This window comes from Alteromonas gracilis, from assembly GCF_002993325.1.
In the GTDB taxonomy this organism is placed as follows: domain Bacteria; phylum Pseudomonadota; class Gammaproteobacteria; order Enterobacterales; family Alteromonadaceae; genus Alteromonas; species Alteromonas gracilis.
In genome coordinates, this window is sequence record NZ_PVNO01000025.1 from 154,501 (window position 1) to 172,939 (window position 18,439).

An 18,439-nucleotide genomic window follows, 5' to 3' on the forward strand; every position below is an offset into this window, starting at 1 on the left:
TTATCGCGACTCCTTTGCAAAATCGGCAATAATATCGCTAACAAACGCGAGGCGCTCTTTAGCTGTTTCGGTCTTCTTCACCAAGCGAAGCTTTTGGCTACCTTCAAACTTGAACGTGTTTGGTTTGGTTTGAACAAGGCTAATGATATAGCCAGGGTTGACCTTAGTGGTTTCTTTAAACTCTATGGTACCGCCTTGTGCCGACAAGTCTACTTTTAGAATGCCAAGTGCCTGTGCTTTTAGTTTAATTTCAGCCACTTCAATTAAGTTTTTAGCCGGTTCTGGCAATAAGCCGAAGCGGTCAATGCACTCTACTTGGAATTCATCAATATCGTCTTGCGTTGTGCAGCTTGCTAGGCGCTTATAAAGCGAAAGGCGCGTATTTACGTCGGCAATATAATCCTCAGGCAGCAATGCCGGAATACGCAGCTCTACCTCGGTATGGTCCGATGTGGCGTCTTCTAGCGATGGCTCTCTACCATCTTTCAGCGCGTTAACGGCTTTGTCTAGCATATCCATATACAGGCTAAATCCAATGCTGGCTATCTGACCGGACTGATCGTCTCCTAATAACTCGCCGGCGCCTCGTATCTCTAAATCATGGGTAGCAAGGGCAAAACCTGCACCTAAGTCTTCTAGCTGTGATATGGCTTCTAAGCGTTTAACGGCATCTTTTGTCATTCGCTTTGGATGTGGCGTTAACAAATAGGCGTAGGCTTGGTGGTGAGAGCGTCCCACACGACCACGCAATTGGTGTAGCTGTGCCAGACCTAAATGGTCGGCTCTATCCATGATAATAGTGTTAGCGCTAGGTACGTCAATACCCGTTTCAATAATGGTTGTACATACCAATACGTTGTAACGCTGATGGTAGAAATCGCTCATCACCGCTTCTAGATCGCGCTCGCGCATTTGACCGTGGCCCATTGCAATACGCGCTTCAGGCACAATATCTGCAATTTCTTCCACAGTTCGTGCAATGCTTTCCACTTCGTTATGAAGGAAGTAAACCTGACCGCCGCGCAGTATTTCACGCATTATTGCCTCGCGGATCACTGCCTTGTTGCGCTGTTGCACAAAGGTTTTAATAGAAAGGCGACGGGCTGGTGCGGTAGCGATAATAGATAAATCGCGCATGCCAGACAGCGCCATGTTCAGCGTGCGTGGAATAGGCGTGGCGGTTAGCGTAAGAATATCTACATCGGCGCGAAGGGACTTAAGTTTCTCTTTTTGACGCACGCCAAAGCGGTGCTCTTCGTCAATAATTACAAGGCCCAAATCCTTGTATTTAATATCGCTAGACAGCAGTTTATGTGTGCCTACAACGATGTCGACTTTACCTTCACCAATGCGCTCTACCACCGACTTCTGCGCTTTACCGCTTACAAAGCGGCTCATTACCTCAATTTCAAAAGGCCATGCGGCGAAGCGATCTTTAAAGTTCTCGTAATGCTGCTGCGCAAGCAAGGTGGTAGGTACTAATATTGCTACCTGTTTACCGGCATTTGCGGCAAGGAAGGCTGCTCGCATAGCAACTTCGGTTTTACCGAAGCCTACATCACCGCACACCAAACGGTCCATCGCCGATGGACTGCCCATGTCGTGCATAACCGCAGCAATCGCTTGTGCTTGGTCGGGCGTTTCTTCAAACGGAAAACTGTCTGAAAAGGCTTGGTAGTCATCCCAGTTTATGTTGTAAGCAAAGCCAGGCTTTGCAGCGCGACGGGCGTACACATCTAGCAGTTCTGCAGCCACGTCTCTAACTTTCTCAGCTGCTTTTTGCTTTGCTTTTGTCCATGCATCGGAACCTAACGAGCTAACAGGCGCGCTATCGGCATCGCCGCCGGTATAGCGAGAGATCAGGTGTAGCGACGCAACGGGGACGTATAATTTTGATTGCTTGGCGTATTCAATGCACAAATACTCGGTGGTGACGCCGCCCGCATCCAAGGTTTGAAGCCCTAAATAGCGCCCAACACCGTGGTCGAGGTGCACCACAGGCTGACCGATAGAAAGCTCGGCTAAGTTGCGGATAATAGCGCTTTCGTCAGTGGCGGAACGCTTATCGCGAAGGCGTCGCTGACTTACTTTCTGCCCGAGTAGTTCGGCTTCGGTGATAAACAGCAGCTCACCTTCAGATGTCTGCCAGCGAAAGCTGTTATCAACCATGCCAACCGTAATACCAACACTGTCGTGGCTTGCAATAAAATCACTGAAGCTATCGACAATCTTCGGTTTTATGCCGGCTTTGGCCAGCACGGTAAGGAGCCCTTCTCGACGACCTTGAGTTTCGGCACAAAACAGTACTTTCGCCCCGTTGTCGGTAGCGTGATTAACGGTTTTAATGAGTTGCTCGGCAGGGACTTTTTTCTGCGAATTGATTGCAATGTCATCGAGTTTTGCGCACTGCAGATTGGTAGAGCCTGATTTTTCTTCAAGCACTTGGCTTGATAGCGAGGCGCGAGGCCATTGCTTGATGGCACCGAATAATTCGTTAATAGGCAGGAACAGCTCATCAGGAGCAAGTAGAGGGCGCGCTAAATTGTAACGGTATTGCTCGTAGCGCTCTTGCACATCGGCCCAGAAAAACTCGCTGGCGTCTTGTACGTCACCGTGGAGTAAAAGCAAACTTTTAGGGTGGAGGTAGTCAAATAATGTTGCCGTTTTTTCGAAGAATAGGGGAAGATAATACTCCACACCACTTGGCATTGTGCCTTTGCTTACCTGCGAAAATACGCTTTCAGAGGCGTTATTCGCATCGAATTTTTTCAGAAACTGCTGACGAAAAAGAGTGATGGCGTCTTTGTCTGTTGGAAATTCGCGCGCGGGTAACAGGCGAATTTCGTTGACCGCTTCGCCAGAACGCTGAGTTTCGGTATCGAAATAACGAATAGAATCAATTTCGTCGTCGAACAAATCGATACGAAACGGCTGGTCACTTCCCATTGGGAATAAGTCGATGATGCTGCCGCGAACCGAGAACTCGCTGTGGCTCATTACTTGGCTTACGTGTAAGTAGCCTGCTTGCTCTAAGTTTCGTCTGAACTGGTCTCTGTCTAGCGTTTGACCTTTATTTAGCATAAGTAAATATTTTGCTAAATAATCAGTGGGCGCAAGGCGCTGCATGAGGGTATTAACGGGAACGATGAAGATACCGTCTACTTGTTGCGTAAAGCGAAACAGAGTTTCAAGACGCTGCGATACAATATCCTGATGAGGAGAAAATGAATCATAAGGCAGCGTTTCCCAGTCAGGGAACAGCGTAATAGGCGTATTTTTTGTATCGTCGCTTAGGAAAAACGCAATTTCTTTTTCAAGCTTCATGGCCGAGGGCGTGTCGGCGGTGATCAGAACTATAGGGCCTTTGTATTGGCTAAGTGCTTGGCTGATACATAGCGCAGCACTGCTGCCTTGAAGTTGGCCCCAGTGTTTGTGATCTTGTGATGAGGCTTCTTTTTTAGGCGCAGGTAATGGTAGCGATAATAAAGTGGCAGTCATGACGTCCTGTTTTTTACATGCAAGTTTGATTTTACGGCTTATATACTGATGCGAAGGCCTTTTAGGATCCCGCTTTTCTTTCTTTCGACCGTTTTCTTAGCTGTTGGGTTTGAATGTGCAAACTTGCTCGAACCAAAAGCTCCTGATCTTGCTCTCGTATCGAATTAAAAATGAAAGCAATATGGTAGCTATCTTCAACCTGCTCGCAAGTAATAACTTCGCCATAACAAAAAATAGCTGCGGCTTCGGCATCAAGGAAAAGCTTAAGTTCAGCTTTAGTACCTACGTCCATTGCCTCTTTGGAGTCGATTATCACACCGCCACCACCTAATTTTACCGTTTTAAAGCGGTGCTCTGGCTCATCTTGCTGGTGCAGGACAAATGACATCATCAGATCTATTTTTCTTGATTGATGATTTAGGTATTCAGCCAAGGTTTCAGCATGATCGCCAAGATTTCGTAGCGGTCGAATTGCTTGGGCTTCCAATGCTGCCATTTCGCTAGCAATACGAAAGGCATAGGGCATTGAGTCTTCCAGTGCATCCTCATCGGGTACGATTTCATCCATACCTAAAGGACGCACGTTTGCATTAATACAATGCGCTATTGAGAAGTATTCATCGAATTGGGCTTGTTTTTGTTCTAGGCTTTGTTCGCTCACATCATTCCTCTGCCACTAATTCTTGTGCAGCCAGTAGCTTACACGTAGTATAGCCACTTTACTATTTTGGGCTTAGCCCGTCATCTCGCCTTTGGGCTACTTATCTGAATTTTTCATTCGTTAAGCATAGCCAAACGTGGGGCAGATTACCGTATTACTGAAAAGCAAGGCGCTATGTTTTATCCTCTTTCTGCATTCATTGCCTATCGTTATGCCAAATCTAGCAAACAAAGCCAAACCAGTTTTGTCTCTTTTATCAATCGATTTTCGGTAGCCGGCATCGCGCTGGGGCTGATGGCCCTTATCATTGTAGTATCGGTAATGAACGGCTTAGAAGGGCAGTTGAAACAACGCATTTTAGGCATAGTGCCCCATATCGAAATTACAAAGACACCCACTTCAAATAACGAACTTAGCAAGACACCCACGCAAAAAAGTTCAGCCGAAAGTAACTCTCTTAAAGTTACAAAGACATCCACTGCAACAGCGAAAACTAACGAGACGAAAACTAACGAGACACCCACGTTTAATACGGGAAGTCGTAGCGAGACACCCAATAAAAACGTGCCACAAAAGCAGTACGTTACTTTAGATGAAATTAGCAAGACACCCATCGTTGGTGTTGTAGCCAGCATGGCTTATCGAGAAGCGGAAGCCGTTGTGCAATCTCGCTCTGAACTGAGAGGTGTGCAAGTACACGGTGTGGAACCTGGGGTGATGCTGGAGCATACCTTGGTTGCAAGCCATATGGAGCAAGGGCGATTTGACGACTTAAAGGAAGGTAGTTTTGCCGCAATAATTGGTCGTGCGCTTGCTATTAAATTGGATGTAAGAGTGGGTGATAGATTACGTGTTATGGTGGCCGGGGCGAGTGTTTATACGCCTTTCGGTCGCATGCCCAGTCAGCGACTTGTTACTTTAGTGGGTGTCTTCGATATGGGGTCGCAAATGGACGATAAGGTGATGTACATGAACCTGACCGACGTTAACCGTTTAATGCGCGATCCTAAAGGAAATGGGCAGTCACTTCGCCTCTTCCTAAATGATGCATTTAATTACCTGTCGGTTGTGAACTATCTCACTGATACGATGGGTGTCTCTGCAAGCAACGTTAAAACCTGGCGTGAACGACAAGGGCCGTTATTTGATGCAGTTAAGATGGAGAAGAACATGATGACACTCATGCTGTTACTCATCATCGCCGTGGCGGCGTTTAATATTGTTTCTGCTTTGGTGATGGTAGTAACCGAAAAGCAGGGAGATATTGCAGTGCTTCAAACGCAGGGGATGCTGCCTAGAACCATTATGTGGATCTTTGTGCTTAACGGGCTGTTTAATGGCGTAAAAGGTGCGGGTATAGGCCTTATTGTTGGCATCGTCGTGACCTTACAGTTGAATAACTTCTTTGATTTGATTGGTTCGCCGCTGGCGTTAGCTGCAGATGGGAGAGGCTTGCCTGTAGAAATGGATGTAGTACAAATTGTAAGTATTACGTTGCTCTCTTTGCTGCTTTGCGTGCTAGCCAGTATATACCCAGCGCGAAAAGCGATGAAAATTGCGCCTTCACAAGCGCTTCAAAACGAATAATTCCTTGAATTAGCCGTGCAAATTAGTGCGAAATTCACTATACTCGCGGTCTTTTAAATTTTGCCCAGTGAGACGTCATGAACAAGAATTTTATCACCTCGCAATCGCTTCTACAGGATTCCTTTCGCTTAGCGGCAAAGGTGTATGAAGACGGCTTCCGCCCTGACTTTATTATTGGTATTTGGCGTGGTGGTGCTCCAATCGGTATCGCGGTTCAAGAGTTCTTTGAGTTTAAGAACACGTCGACCGACCATATTGCTGTGCGTACATCGTCTTACTACGGTATCAACAAGCAATCAAAAGAAATTCGTGTTCACGGTTTGCACTATTTGGTAGAAAATGCGAACGCAGACGACAAACTATTGATTGTTGACGATGTTTTCGATTCAGGCCGAAGCGTTGATGCGCTAATTAAGCAAATTAACAAGCTTATGCGTTTGAACATGCCTAAAGACATTCGTATCGCATGCCCTTGGTACAAGCCTCAAAATAACACCACTGATATCGTACCTGACTACTACGTTAACGAAAGCGACGAGTGGCTTGTGTTTCCACATGAAATTGCGGGGCTAACGGAAGAAGAAATCCGCGAAGGGAAAGGCGAACTTTCTGACGTTATGGACATTTTGTTTGATAAAAAGTCTTAAAGAATTAAGTTTTCTAGCTTGATGTATTAGAGCCGCACGTTTGTGCGGTTTTTTTATATTCATTCACGGCTGGGAAAGAAAGGGTAAAGGTAGTGCCAACGTTCACCTCGCTGTCAACGCTAATGGTTCCTCCCATTGCTTCTACGATAGAAAATGAAATATAAAGCCCTAACCCTGTCCCTTTGCCAATAGGTTTGGTCGTGTAAAAGGGCTCAAACATTTTTTGAAGCGCGTGTTGTTCTATGCCACATCCTGTATCGGCTACGGTAATCACAACGCTTTCACTTTTGGTCTCGTTAAACGACTTGATAGTAAGCGAATCTCCCTCTTCCATCGCCTGCGCAGCATTTACGAAAAGGTTCACGAGTACCTGATTTAACTTGCCAGTTTTTCCTTGGATGGGTAAAACATCCCCCAATTCTTGGTGGATTTTTATCCTATGCTTGAGTTCACTGTTTACCAATCTCAGTGCGTGGTTTACACAATCGTTAACGTCAATAGTTTCGTCATCAGAGATGTCGGCATCATGGGAGAACGAACGTAAACTTGTTATGATGTCTGTTACTCGGTTTAATCCATCTTCAGACTCGTTACAAATATCGTTAATTTCATCTACTAACGACTCTAGTTTATGTTGTGCCTGCCAAGCTATGGCGTCGTTTTTTAGCTGGGCTCGCTCTTCCTCGCTTTCGCTTTTAGCTAGATTTTCTACAATACCTTGCATGTCGAGCAAAGCCGGGATCACATTTTTCAAAAAGTGAATGTTGCTGTTGATAAAGGCTATGGGATTATTGATTTCATGAGCGACGCCCGCAGCTAAAAGGCCTAGTGAGGCCATTTTTTCAGAATCGATTAAGCTTTTTTCAACCTGCGCTTTTTCCTCTTTAAGCCTAACGGTTTCCAGCGCCATCATTTTTGCTTGCATGCCCATGGCAATTTGTTCTGTAAAGGTGCGATAGCGGTTAGCCATCTCTACATATTCTTGCGTGTAATACCCTAATGACTGATGACAAAATACAATAACGGCTTGTTGTTGATGTACTTTAAACGGGCAGTAAAGCACTGAGGTAACGGGTGAGTCGAAAAGGGCGATATGTTCTTGCCACGTAGGCTGGTGCCTAATATTAAATAATGCAACTGGCGTACTTTTAACCGCGCGAGAAAGAGTGTCGTCTATGTTCCAGATGGTGTTTAGCAGCGGGCTGTGAGTGCTGTTAATACATCTCATCCGCTTTGGTCCATCGTTTTCAAGCACAAAGCACACTTCGTAATTATAAAGCCCTTTAAACACCTCAAACATTTTCATGTAAAGGTCTTGTTCATTTTCAGCCGTTAGCAAAGCATGAGTGCCTTCAAGCAAGGCGTCGGTTTCTTTTTTGTGCGCCTCAGCCTGCTGCTTTAGCCGATAAACAAGAGCAAGGTCTTCTAAAACATTTTCGTAATCTCTATTCATTGAGAAAATACTATAGCTGATATCATAAGGTTACCGTGTCTATTCTTGCCATCAAGAAAGCGCCCTTGCTCACCGAAGGTAAAAGGGCCACATATTGGCAGCGAAGCAAACTCTTTTTGTAGTGAGGAAAGCATCTGTTTGATTTCATCTCCCACCATAAGACGGCATCCTGCGCAATAAATCATAAGCACTCCTACGGGCTTTCTGTTTTCGGGCAATAGCATAATGGCATTATTGATAACACGTTGAGCACGAGACGTAAGACTTGCAATACTCCCTTCCATCAACACCAAGCTGTCGTTCTCTTTCACCTCGGAAAATACATTAAGGGCGCCGTTTTCATTTACCGAGTCGGGGTGACACAAAAGATAGTTTATTGCCCCATCTTCTAACTCAACCGGGCGACCTAGCGGAGCTGACGATGTAAGCCCGAGAATCTGGCCTCCATTAAGTTGTTTTTCAATTAGGTTATTGGTTGCGTGGTTATATGCGTAGCTAGCTGGAACACCATCAAGTTCAACGAGTTGCCTTCCGTGAGCTTTCGACACGGAAAATTCTTTATCAGTAGGTTTATAGCCTGAGCTATAGCTAAGACCCAATGGGGTGGAGGGGTACATAGCCACAACGGCAAGGGTTTGTGGGCCTATTGCGTCTGATGTCACGGTATTCCAATTACCTTGTACGGTATTGTCGGCCATGGAACCGCCAAAAATTGGCACATTTTCCCCCACCACGCTGGCAAAACCTTCCACTATTCTCTCTTCTTCGCCAGGAGGAAGCGCACACCAAATTAGAGCGGGGCTTTCATAGGGACGACCGGCGTTTTCAAGTGCATTAATCAGTGCGTTTGCGCCAGCATGAAAGGGGCCATTATCAACTACATTTGCACTGCCTACGCCATAAGCGCCTTCATCATCAAACACGCAGAAAAAAGCAAGATCGCAAGTCGCTTTAACCGTTTGACTGTCGCAGAGAAGGGAACCCAAGCAAGAACTAGATACAAGAAAAGGAAATTGATAAGGAGAGAGCGACGCTTGTATTTCTGCAAAAGGTAGCTGGGAATTTCCGTAGCCAATAACTAATGATGGCGATTTATTTTCAAATACTGCAGAGATGTGGGTACCCAACACTGCCGTATCAGCACATTGAATTTCAACCGTTTCTATCTGCATTCTTACCTACCTTTTTCTTTTAAAGCTAAGAATAGATGAAAATTAGAAAAGCTTTATTAACTATTAGTCGAATTGGTTAGGCGAATTCGCTCTAGTTATCAAGATAGAATTTATCGTGGAAAGTATAAACCCAGGTTGGTTGATAAATAACCAGTATGGTTATCGCCATACCGTTTAGTAATGCTTCTGGAAAAACCAAAAGGGGTACAAGCAAAATATAATTGTCGAAGACAATATCCCAAGAGTAGACGCCCTCAGCGTAATAAAAAGTACCTAGAGCAAGCGTCTTCAATGCTATTGAAAGTGCTGCGGGGAAGAAAGCGCAGACGAATATATAAACAAAGAGCTGTCGCGGTATGCGATGAAAAGACAGCATATAGAATAGGTAGGTGATGCCTATGGGAAGTATTGTACCGAGCAGCGCGTTGACCCCAAAGTTCTCCCACGCGCCGTATCCGATGGTATGCGCACCGAGCAAAGCTATAAAAGAGGCGATAATAGCGTTTCTAAAACCAAGCATTAGGGTAAGTACAGAAAGGCCCAGAAAATGGACATCCAAGCCTTCATAAATACCAGCTTTAAAGAGCCACAGCACGAATAAAGAAGCGGCAGTGCCAAAAATAAGATGTTGCTGGTTTTTATTTTTGGCAAAGTGAGCCAAGTCGATCTGTTTTATGGCGCCTAACAAAAACGCGCCATAAGCTATAAAAGCTAAGACTTGTAGTGTACTCACATTTACTCCTTGGCTGTGGCTTTCACGCGTTTTTTCTGTACCTAACTTTTATAGTCAGCCCAGATAGGAGCGTGATCAGAGGGCTTTTCAATACCTCTTAGTTCATAATCAATCCCAGCGTCACTGAGATTTGCATGTAAGGATTTTGTGGCTAATATAAGGTCGATTCGAAGGCCACGGTTGTCGTCAAACCCTTTTGAACGATAATCAAACCAGGAAAACTTATCATTGGTTTCTGGATTTAGTGAGCGAAAACTATCTTCAAAGCCCCAGCTCATCACGGTGTTCAACCATTCACGCTCTTCTGGTAAGAAACTACATTTACCTGTTCTTAACCATCGTTTGCGATTATCTTCGCCAATACCGATATCTAGGTCGGTATGAGAAATGTTGACGTCACCCATGACGATGATTTTTTCATCAGGCGTGTGGTTATCGTTTAGATAAGTCATTAAGTCTTTATAAAACTTACGTTTTGCAGGGTATTTCGTCTCGTGTTTTTCGTTTTCGCCCTGAGGGAAATAGCCATTTAGTATGGTAACGGGGTCACCCGCATCATCAGTGGTTTTCAAGATGATCATACGACGTTGAGCTTCATCATCGTCAGAAGGAAAACCCATTGAAACCGAAAGTGGCTCTTTTTTTGCCAAAAAAGCGACGCCGTAGTGGCTTTTCTGCCCGTGAAAATATACGTGATAGCCCATAGCTTCAACGGCATCTACGGGAAACTGTTCATTATGAACCTTAATCTCTTGTAGGCCGATTATGTCTGGTTGGTGGGCATCTATTAGTGCCTGTAGCTGATGAAGGCGTGCGCGGATACCATTTATGTTAAAAGAAATTACTTTCATGCTTAGTTAGTCAGTTGTTTCACGTTGGCGCAAGTTTACCAGAAAGCGAAGATGCCCTTAATGCTCAATTTTTTGTATCTTAATGCAATAAGCCGATTTTATAGATTAAGTTTATTTATAGCTTACGCTGGAAATGGGCTGTAAAAAGTGTTGTCGTTGGCCTGAGGTGCTCACTAAAGAGAGTTAACTACCATGTCTTTCGAAGTACTTGTAGCCTGAAATTGTTTACCTAATTTAATTAAGTATTCGAACCATGCGTTAGCATCCCGCACGATATTATCGACAAGGTTTTCATTGTTCAGAGCAAGTTCAGGCAGCAATGCATCGACACATTGTTTGAAAGACACCCACGATTTAGCACATTCAGACATCGCTTGGTAATAATGAGTAGGAATGGTTTGCTCCATAGCATTTAACCGTCTTGAAATGATATTTGCCCCCATTGATGAGCCAAGCCAAACGTAAATGGCGGCTATCGCAGACGTTGTTGGTGAATGAAAAGTAGGTAACAAGTTTGAATGAGCATGGGTGTCTTTAGATGTAAGCTCGCCAAGACCACTTTTTACTGAGTTAGTCTCTTTATCCGTTGCAAAAGTACCGCGAGAACTATCAGGTTTTGTTTGGTGGGTGTCTCTGTAAGAAGGGCCATGTGTTTCATTCAAAATAGTGTTGTTAGCATCTAGTGCATGGATGTCTTTGCTAATCGCTGTTAACACCGCATTGCTGTCAATCAGCGCGGCTATTTGAGTTAGCTTTGCTTCTGTATCTTCCGCTTGCTTTACTGCACCAGCGGTGGATTGATGAAACTCCTTCATAATTGCAAGTACCGCGCAATACGCTGCCTTATCAAACAGGTGTTTCTGATGATAAATCGAAAAAGGAAAAGTATTTTCTAAAGCAGTGTGGTTTGCTTGGGTGTCTTGCTTAAGAGCGTTGAAAAGGTTTCGCATGGCCTACAGTTCTTCTTATTCTTGCATATGCATCATCGATTCTATGTAACGTTTTGCTGAATGTTTTGCTTACATGGTAATCGTGGGTGTCTTTGTACAACAACTTTATCATGGGTGTCTTTGTAAAGGGTAGGGCGTGAGGAAGTTTTTCACGTTTATTGCATTGCACCTAATAATGGGGCGGGTATACTTGCGGCAAATTTAAAGATAGGTAAAACACGTGTTTCCAGAAACTATTGCAGATAAGTTAAGCGATGCTGTCATCGAGCAAGCGATGAAGCTAAGCGCCGAAGAACGACAAGAGCTGGTGGTGAGCTATATCGCTAAAGCGAATGAAATCTGGTTGGTGCAAGGCACCGAAGGGTTTGTGATGTTCGAAGATGGAGAAAACGTGCAATTACCCGTTTTTCCTCATAAAGACTTAGCGCAAAAGTTTGTAAGCATGAACGATATACAGGGGCAGTGTGTGAATATCGCGCTTGACGAATTTACGCAAACTTGGTTACCCGGTTTAGAGAAAAACGGTGTGGAGCTTGTGATGTTTCCAACCACAAGCGATGTCGAAAACTTGGTGATGACTGCCGAAGACTTGGCCGCAGAATTAAACGGTAATTAATTCGTTTTTATGATTTCTGAAGATGCACTGTTACCTCTTGCACAATCGCTCGCAGATGCAAAAGGGTGGGATGATTTTACGCGAACACTGATGTTATCGGGAAAAGCGCTAGCGCCATTGCCGTTAGACGCGCGAACCGAAACAAACGCGGTAGAAGGGTGTGAAAGCCCAGTATGGATTGCTTTCTCGGAGAACGAAACACGTGTTATGGCCTACTCTCCAAGTAAGGTAATCAGGGGGGTACTTGCGGTGTTATTGGAAAAAGCGAACGCTTTGACGCAACAGCAGCGCGAAAACTTTGACTATGAACAATATTTATCGCGCTGCCAACTCGAACGTTATTTAAGCCAGTCTCGCGGAAATGGTATAAAGTCAGTAATAGCTAAACTAAAAGGCCTTTAGTGAGTAAGCTTTTACTGGCTTATTTATTTTTAGCTTCTATCCACTGACTCATATACTTACTGGCGTTTAGTGTCTGATGCCATAGAAGACTTTGCATAAACAACGTTTTTCTGTGTCCGTCAATCTCCTTTTTTAAGCTTATCATTTTATCTGTTAACGAAATGTCGGGCTGTTTAGCACTGAATATGTCGAGTGTGTTCTTCGCCTGAAGGCTAGCAGATTCCCATACGTCTTTGTTGGTATACAGCGACACGGCCTGATTAACGTAATCTTCAATAACCTCTGGTTTTGTGATGTCGGTGCTACACACGGCGCCTGGCCATACATCAGTCTGCGAGCTGCACTCAGTCCTATCATTTTTGCTTGTAGAAATGATTCCTTCTATACCTACCCATGTGGTAATCGATGGCGTAGAGCAGCGCATTGCATCGAGTAGTTTTCCTTTTATCCCTGCGCCAAAGCGCAGGGGGGCAATTAGCACTTTAGCGCTAGCCATTAACGATGTAACGTCTTCCGCCCAACCTTTGACTAAGAAACCTTGTTTGTCATTATGCAGCTGTGTCGCCTTTTTAGGAGGGTAGGCACCGTAAATGTGAAGCTCTGCATGGGGAAGCGCTTTTTTGATAGCGGGCCAGAGCGTTTGCTTAAGGTGCAAAACTGCGTCCCAATTGGGAGCATGACGGAAATTTCCGATATGAATGAAATGTGCACGCTCTTCAAAAGTCGTCGAGTATGAAGGTGTTGGCCCCACAACTAAAGGGTGGTAATAAAGTTGCGCCTTTGGTACCCCATAATGTTCGGTAAGAAGTGCCATCTCCGATTCGGAAATGATGAGTGTGAGGTCGCTCCTTAAAATGGCCGCTATTTCTCTTTGCGCGAGTTCGCTATTTAACTCTGCATATTTAGCATCGCCACATCGCTTAACGGCGTCATGTCTAGCTTGACGAAGGCTATGCATATCTTCTGTATTTAAAATACGTACTGCATCTGGGCAACTCTCTCTCACACGCCATGAAAACTGTTCTTCCGTCATATATCGGTCGAAAATAACCACGTCCGGTTTCAACTTTTCAATTAATGTGTTGAATGAGCTGCAGTTCAGTGCAACTGAATAAGTATCTACACCGAGCGTTGACAAGTCTGCCTTATGCTCACTTTCAGATGCAGCAGTGAGGAATGATACGTTGAAGTTATTGGATACACAGCGGGTGATGATCGATTGCATGTTCTGGCCCGCTGCTGATGAATTTGGCTCAGGCCACACGTAACCAATGATTACAACATTTAACATGATAGTGATTTTTTAACTTTTATTAGAATTGGCGTCGAAGCGACATGATCTTAAACGCATACATGCTAGCACAATTTTCTCTTTTTATAGCATTCAAGACAGCACGCCCAAGAAAATCTAATTCTTTTAGGTAATTACCCTGAGTTTTTCTTTGTTTTACAATAATCGGTATGGATTTTAGAGCGGCGCGTTATAATAACGGCGCGACAGCTACTACAAATAAAAGCAGTAATATCGGTCGATAGCGACACCTAAATAGGCACGGGCTTTTTTCTAAGTTTGAAATTAGGCGCTAACAGGACTCACATTACGAAAAATAAAGCGTTTTAGTAACGTAATGATATCTATGGAAATCATACTTTTTTACTAGAGGGTAGTTGTTGACCAACCCGTTTTTTAAGCCTATACCTAAACAAAGAAGGCGAATGGAGGTGCCTTGAACGCTACATTGGCAAGGGCGGCATTAATGAGAGTGCACGAATGAATTTAGAAGAACTAGTTTCGAAGGCGGAAAATCTCTTCGTTTTACCAGACTCGGTTACCCGGCTTAAAGCTTGTATGGATGACGAAGCTTCAAGTATCGATGACATCGGCGATATTATTGCTTTCGACCCCTCACTAGCGACCCAACTGCTGCGGGTTGCAAACTCTGCGTTATATCGGTTTCCAAACAAAATAGATACGGTGACTCGAGCTATTCAAGTTGTGGGTACGCGTTCCACTTATGATCTGGCGCTCGCCTATGGCGTGAGTCAGGCATTTAGTGATATCGACGGTCAATTAGTTGATTTAGATAAATTCTGGGAACAGAGTGTATCGTGCGGACTCTTGTCCAAGTACTTTGCCGACATGCGCAATATACGCGAGCCGGAACGTCTTTTTGTAGCTGGTTTACTGCATAATATTGGTGAGTTAGTAACGGTTTCGTTACTGCCAGAATCAGCGACACGATGTCAGGCTTTTAACACTCGCGTTAGTCCATCTGAGTTGCAGTTTGGTGTTCTTGGTTTTACCTACACGGAGTTGTCTGCGAAGCTCATCGAAAAGTGGGGCATTCCTAGCTCTATACATACCCCCATTGCTAACATTCATAAGGGAGATGAGAACGCAGAAGGCATTGAAGATAAGATATTACAGCTTTCTTACGTTTTAGCCCTTGATAACGTTAACCCTGAGATATATCCAAGCTATCACAATCTAAAGCCCGAACAGCATGAAGCGCTTTCATTAAACCGAGAGGATTTGGAAGATGCATTAGATATCACTAATCTACAGTGTATCTCAGTTATATCCTTGTTTAATCCTAACGCGTTTATGTTGTATTAACTTGAAGCGCACATTGCGCTTCAAGGGAAAGCGTAGCTGTTAGTCGAATACAGCTACGGTTTGTCTACTAATTGCAATCACTTCATTGTCCTTGTCCCATATCGTCGCTTCAGTGTGCCCATACCCGTCAGCCGCTTGTCGAGTATGCGCCTTATACCCAAACCAGTCCGTTGGGCTTACGGCTTTATGAGGATGAATAAACTCTAAATTCCAGCTCACCGTGCTCGCTGGAGCAGGTAACTTCATCATTTGAAGTAGCGTTGGCGGCCACGCATCAATCATGGTGATTATGTGAGCGTCAGTAATAGCCTCTGGAGCGTGTTTAAAACGCATAAATCCGTGGTAGTGACTCGTTTTTCTGCGGGTGAAAGGAATACCGCCATCCTCTATGGCTAAATCAAAATAGCGCAAAAACTTAGGCGTAACTTTTGGAATTTGCGGAATGAATTTAGCTTTAGTAGGAAGCGGCATGTCATGTTTCTCAGTATTTTCAACACGAATGCCAGACTGTCTAGCAACACCGAAACACGCTTGAGAAAAAACACAGCTTTTGCCTTCTTGAGTCGCATGAGCGGTGAATTGAGAAACGTTTTTACCCGTTCTGAGTAACGTAACCTCTATGGAAAAGGGCGCTTCAAGTGACAAGGGCCCAACAAAATTAGTGGTGAAAGAGCGCAACACTTGATTATCAGTAACTTGCTGCTTTACCGCTGTGTATAGCATACCTGCAGAAATACCGCCGAATGCAGTGCGGCCTTGCCCCCATGTTTTCGGAATGACGAGTCCATCAACGCGCCATGTATTGTCAGATGTTTGTGATAATTGAGGAATATTGAGCAATTCGTCTACTGTCATGCTTACTTGTCTGGTCTGATGAGTTGTATAAATATAATCGTACCCTAAGCGCTGTCGGACGGAAAGCCTGACTTAGTAATTTTCGTTATGTTTACAAATAAGTAACAATTAGTTGTCTATTTTTTTACCTGATGCGTAGACTGGGGATATCGTCACTTAAAAGGACTGTTATGGCCCATACTCACGTTGAAGGTGTTCCTGCTGCAGAAGCTGGGGTATCTAGAAGTTACCGGAACTACGTTTTATTCATATTGACCTTGGTCTACGCTTTTAATTTTATCGATAGACAGATTATTGGCATCCTATCCCCCTTTATTAAGGCCGACTTAGGCTTAGATGATGCCCAATTAGGGTGGCTAAAGGGGATCTACTTTGCCCTTCTTTATACGGTAATGGGGATCCCCATTGCATGGCTTGCTGACCGCTACAGCCGCGTTAATATTATCGCTATTTCACTCACATTGTGGAGCGGGTTTACCGCTGCATCGGGCTTAGCAGCGAACTACATGCAGCTAGCTATTGCACGAATTGGCGTGGGTATAGGAGAGGCGGGTGGTAGCCCTCCTTCGCACAGCATCATTTCAGACCTGTTTCCCAAAGAAAAGAGGGCGGGCGCACTTGCGATTTATTCGTTAGGTATTCCCTTTGGCGTTATGTTGGCATTTTTCGCCTCTGCCTTCTTTTTGCAAGGAGGCTCGGCTGACTGGCGTACCGTTATGTACAGTGTGGGCATCCCAGGAGTTATCCTTGCTATATTACTCAAGCTTACAGTGAAAGAACCTTCCAGAACGGCATCTGCGCCAAGCGATGACATAGCCAATAAACCAAGTGTAAAGTCGTCGCTAAAAACCTTGCTTAGAATACCTACTTGGTGGGGAATGGCGCTGGGTATTTCATTTGGTTCTTTCGGAAACTACGCAATTTCAACATGGGTCATTGATTATTATGTGCGAGCTTTTGCGGGGTTAGATATAACACAGCTGCTCATCGTGTTCGGTATTATTAACGGTACCGCTTATGCCCTTGGTGTTTGGTTAGGTGGTTATATTGCCGACCGTTGGGGGAAACACAATAAAAAAGCGTACGCGTTACTTCCTGCTATTGCGTTGATCATTGGTGTTCCCGCATTCTACATGTCTCTTCAAGTACAAGATTTATGGATGTCGGTTGCATTAATGGCGCTGCTGCTATTTACCAGTGGCTCTTACTTAGGCCCTAGTTTTGCGATGGCGCAAACCCTTGCGCCGCTGAACGTAAGGGCAATGTCTACAGCGCTCTTTTTCTTTGTTCTCAACATTATTGCGCTGGGTGGTGGACCTACACTTACGGGTATTATCAGTCAGGCTCTGGTTCCTTCTTTGGGTGAAACAGAAGCGCTTAGGCAAGCACTTATTTACCTAGTGATACCCTATGCGATTTCTATTGCTGTATTTTTGTGGACGAGCACTAAAATAGTAAAAGACTGGGAAATGGCAGAAGCAAGGGGCTTGTAGTATTATCATCACTTTCTTCTAAGGGGCTGATTTTAAGCCCCTTATTTGTTTATATTTGAGGGAGTCTTCGGTGTCTTCGACTGATTTAAGTTTCCACTTTGCCCATGCAAATGGATTTCCCGCGGGAAGTTATAATGCGATGTTTTCCGCACTGCCTGATAACTTTAATCGTTTGCACGTTGAGCGTTTTGGCCATGATCCAAAGCTGCCAGTTAACGGTAATTGGCGAAACCAAGTCCAAGAGCTCATTAAGCACATAAAAAAAGAAAACAAAGACCCTCGCGGTGTATTTGGGGTAGGCCACTCATTCGGTGCCGTCATCACTTACATGGCAGCTTGCGAAGCACCAGAGTTGTTTAGGGGGATCATCTTGTTTGATCCGCCTTTGGTGGTAGGCCCGCTTAGTTATTTTTTTAGATTTGCCAAGTATACGCCTCTGATAAATAAGCTTACTCCAGCTAAGCTTGCGCAAACACGAAATACGAGTTGGCCAAAAAGTACCGATATGGTTACGTATTTTCATGGCAAGGCCTTGTTCAGAGATATGGACAAGCGGTGTGTAAGAGACTACGTGAAGTCGGTAACAGCAGAAAAAGGAGACGCTATATCGCTCACCTTCAAAGCTGATGTTGAGGCTGCGCTTTTTCGAAATATACCGCATAATCTTGGCAAGTATAGAGGGAAGTTAAAATGCCCGGCGATTTTAGCAACAGGCAGTACAAGTAAGGTATGTAGACCAGAAATGTATGCTCGATTAATGAAGCACAACAATATTGAGCACGTTGTTTTGGATGGCGGGCATATGTTTCCTCTAGAACACCCAGAAAGGGTTGCCGCTTTTATCAAAGAAACCCTTACACAATGGAATTGTTAGAGAGAACCTTGATTTTGGCGCAAATGCGCC

At 44.5% G+C, this 18,439-nt stretch carries 16 protein-coding genes; 7 read left to right on the plus strand and 9 right to left on the minus strand.

Annotation, left to right across the window (positions count from 1 at the left end; genetic code table 11):
* Positions 1 to 3,498, minus strand: coding sequence for a transcription-repair coupling factor (mfd, locus tag C6Y39_RS09240; protein WP_105930984.1), 3,498 nt, complete (start codon positions 3,496 to 3,498; stop codon positions 1 to 3).
* A gap of 61 nt (positions 3,499 to 3,559) precedes the next feature.
* Entirely contained in the window at positions 3,560 to 4,159 is a 600-nt protein-coding gene (locus C6Y39_RS09245; protein WP_105930985.1) for a PilZ domain-containing protein, read from the minus strand.
* A gap of 174 nt (positions 4,160 to 4,333) precedes the next feature.
* Between C6Y39_RS09245 and C6Y39_RS09250 the strand changes: the two genes are divergently transcribed.
* On the plus strand, positions 4,334 to 5,746 hold the full coding sequence (locus C6Y39_RS09250; RefSeq protein WP_105930986.1) for an FtsX-like permease family protein: 1,413 nt from the start codon (positions 4,334 to 4,336) through the stop codon (positions 5,744 to 5,746).
* Between the two features lie 77 nt (positions 5,747 to 5,823).
* Entirely contained in the window at positions 5,824 to 6,393 is a 570-nt protein-coding gene (locus C6Y39_RS09255; protein ID WP_105930987.1) for a phosphoribosyltransferase, read from the plus strand.
* 13 nt (positions 6,394 to 6,406) lie between these two features.
* Here the strand turns inward: C6Y39_RS09255 and C6Y39_RS09260 are convergent, their stop codons facing one another.
* The 5 genes from C6Y39_RS09260 to C6Y39_RS09280 all read right to left on the minus strand — a co-directional run bounded on the left by C6Y39_RS09260 (position 6,407) and on the right by C6Y39_RS09280 (position 11,552).
* Positions 6,407 to 7,846 (minus strand): GAF domain-containing sensor histidine kinase, encoded by a 1,440-nt coding sequence (locus tag C6Y39_RS09260; RefSeq protein ID WP_105930988.1) that lies wholly within the window; start codon positions 7,844 to 7,846, stop codon positions 6,407 to 6,409.
* The gene (locus C6Y39_RS09265; RefSeq protein WP_105930989.1) at positions 7,843 to 9,018 is read right to left on the minus strand and encodes an FIST signal transduction protein; all 1,176 of its coding nucleotides are present in this window, start codon (positions 9,016 to 9,018) and stop codon (positions 7,843 to 7,845) included. The genes C6Y39_RS09260 and C6Y39_RS09265 overlap by 4 nt, the downstream gene beginning before the upstream one ends.
* 91 nt (positions 9,019 to 9,109) lie before the next feature.
* Positions 9,110 to 9,751: an energy-coupling factor ABC transporter permease gene (locus C6Y39_RS09270; protein ID WP_105930990.1), complete on the minus strand. Its 642-nt coding sequence runs from the start codon at positions 9,749 to 9,751 to the stop codon at positions 9,110 to 9,112.
* Positions 9,752 to 9,792: 41 nt separating this feature from the next.
* On the minus strand, positions 9,793 to 10,602 hold the full coding sequence (xthA, locus tag C6Y39_RS09275; protein ID WP_105930991.1) for an exodeoxyribonuclease III: 810 nt from the start codon (positions 10,600 to 10,602) through the stop codon (positions 9,793 to 9,795).
* 173 nt (positions 10,603 to 10,775) lie between these two features.
* Positions 10,776 to 11,552: a heme oxygenase-like domain-containing protein gene (locus C6Y39_RS09280; RefSeq protein WP_105930992.1), complete on the minus strand. Its 777-nt coding sequence runs from the start codon at positions 11,550 to 11,552 to the stop codon at positions 10,776 to 10,778.
* A gap of 220 nt (positions 11,553 to 11,772) precedes the next feature.
* Here C6Y39_RS09280 and C6Y39_RS09285 point away from each other — a divergent pair, with 220 nt between their 5' ends.
* Together C6Y39_RS09285 and C6Y39_RS09290 are read left to right on the plus strand one after the other, a co-directional pair.
* Positions 11,773 to 12,168 (plus strand): DUF2750 domain-containing protein, encoded by a 396-nt coding sequence (locus tag C6Y39_RS09285; RefSeq protein WP_105930993.1) that lies wholly within the window; start codon positions 11,773 to 11,775, stop codon positions 12,166 to 12,168.
* Positions 12,169 to 12,177: 9 nt separating this feature from the next.
* Positions 12,178 to 12,570, plus strand: coding sequence for a SufE family protein (locus C6Y39_RS09290; RefSeq protein ID WP_105930994.1), 393 nt, complete (start codon positions 12,178 to 12,180; stop codon positions 12,568 to 12,570).
* Positions 12,571 to 12,589: 19 nt separating this feature from the next.
* Here C6Y39_RS09290 and C6Y39_RS09295 read toward each other — a convergent pair whose 3' ends face one another.
* Complete coding sequence (locus tag C6Y39_RS09295) at positions 12,590 to 13,861, minus strand: glycosyltransferase (RefSeq protein ID WP_105930995.1); 1,272 nt, start codon at positions 13,859 to 13,861, stop codon at positions 12,590 to 12,592.
* 480 nt (positions 13,862 to 14,341) lie between these two features.
* Between C6Y39_RS09295 and C6Y39_RS09300 the strand changes: the two genes are divergently transcribed.
* Entirely contained in the window at positions 14,342 to 15,187 is an 846-nt protein-coding gene (locus tag C6Y39_RS09300) for an HDOD domain-containing protein (RefSeq protein ID WP_105930996.1), read from the plus strand.
* A gap of 39 nt (positions 15,188 to 15,226) precedes the next feature.
* On the opposite strand, the gene C6Y39_RS09305 is transcribed toward C6Y39_RS09300, so the two are convergent.
* Positions 15,227 to 16,042: an acyl-CoA thioesterase gene (locus C6Y39_RS09305; protein WP_105930997.1), complete on the minus strand. Its 816-nt coding sequence runs from the start codon at positions 16,040 to 16,042 to the stop codon at positions 15,227 to 15,229.
* A gap of 170 nt (positions 16,043 to 16,212) precedes the next feature.
* Between C6Y39_RS09305 and C6Y39_RS09310 the strand changes: the two genes are divergently transcribed.
* Positions 16,213 to 17,535, plus strand: coding sequence for a spinster family MFS transporter (locus C6Y39_RS09310; protein ID WP_105930998.1), 1,323 nt, complete (start codon positions 16,213 to 16,215; stop codon positions 17,533 to 17,535).
* A gap of 70 nt (positions 17,536 to 17,605) precedes the next feature.
* Positions 17,606 to 18,409: an alpha/beta fold hydrolase gene (locus C6Y39_RS09315; protein WP_105930999.1), complete on the plus strand. Its 804-nt coding sequence runs from the start codon at positions 17,606 to 17,608 to the stop codon at positions 18,407 to 18,409.
* Positions 18,410 to 18,439 lie beyond the last annotated feature (30 nt).

Excerpts from the sequence above, each read along its gene's own strand:
- xthA (WP_105930991.1), bottom strand. The coding sequence starts at position 10,602 with ATGAAAGTAATTTCTTTTAACATAAATGGTATCCGCGCACGCCTTCAT.
- mfd (WP_105930984.1), bottom strand. The coding sequence starts at position 3,498 with ATGACTGCCACTTTATTATCGCTACCATTACCTGCGCCTAAAAAAGAA.
- C6Y39_RS09300 (WP_105930996.1), top strand. The coding sequence starts at position 14,342 with ATGAATTTAGAAGAACTAGTTTCGAAGGCGGAAAATCTCTTCGTTTTA.
- C6Y39_RS09290 (WP_105930994.1), top strand. The coding sequence starts at position 12,178 with ATGATTTCTGAAGATGCACTGTTACCTCTTGCACAATCGCTCGCAGAT.
- C6Y39_RS09260 (WP_105930988.1), bottom strand. The coding sequence starts at position 7,846 with ATGAATAGAGATTACGAAAATGTTTTAGAAGACCTTGCTCTTGTTTAT.
- C6Y39_RS09265 (WP_105930989.1), bottom strand. The coding sequence starts at position 9,018 with ATGCAGATAGAAACGGTTGAAATTCAATGTGCTGATACGGCAGTGTTG.
- C6Y39_RS09280 (WP_105930992.1), bottom strand. The coding sequence starts at position 11,552 with ATGCGAAACCTTTTCAACGCTCTTAAGCAAGACACCCAAGCAAACCAC.
- C6Y39_RS09305 (WP_105930997.1), bottom strand. The coding sequence starts at position 16,042 with ATGACAGTAGACGAATTGCTCAATATTCCTCAATTATCACAAACATCT.
- C6Y39_RS09250 (WP_105930986.1), top strand. The coding sequence starts at position 4,334 with ATGTTTTATCCTCTTTCTGCATTCATTGCCTATCGTTATGCCAAATCT.
- C6Y39_RS09295 (WP_105930995.1), bottom strand. The coding sequence starts at position 13,861 with ATGTTAAATGTTGTAATCATTGGTTACGTGTGGCCTGAGCCAAATTCA.
- C6Y39_RS09255 (WP_105930987.1), top strand. The coding sequence starts at position 5,824 with ATGAACAAGAATTTTATCACCTCGCAATCGCTTCTACAGGATTCCTTT.
- C6Y39_RS09310 (WP_105930998.1), top strand. The coding sequence starts at position 16,213 with ATGGCCCATACTCACGTTGAAGGTGTTCCTGCTGCAGAAGCTGGGGTA.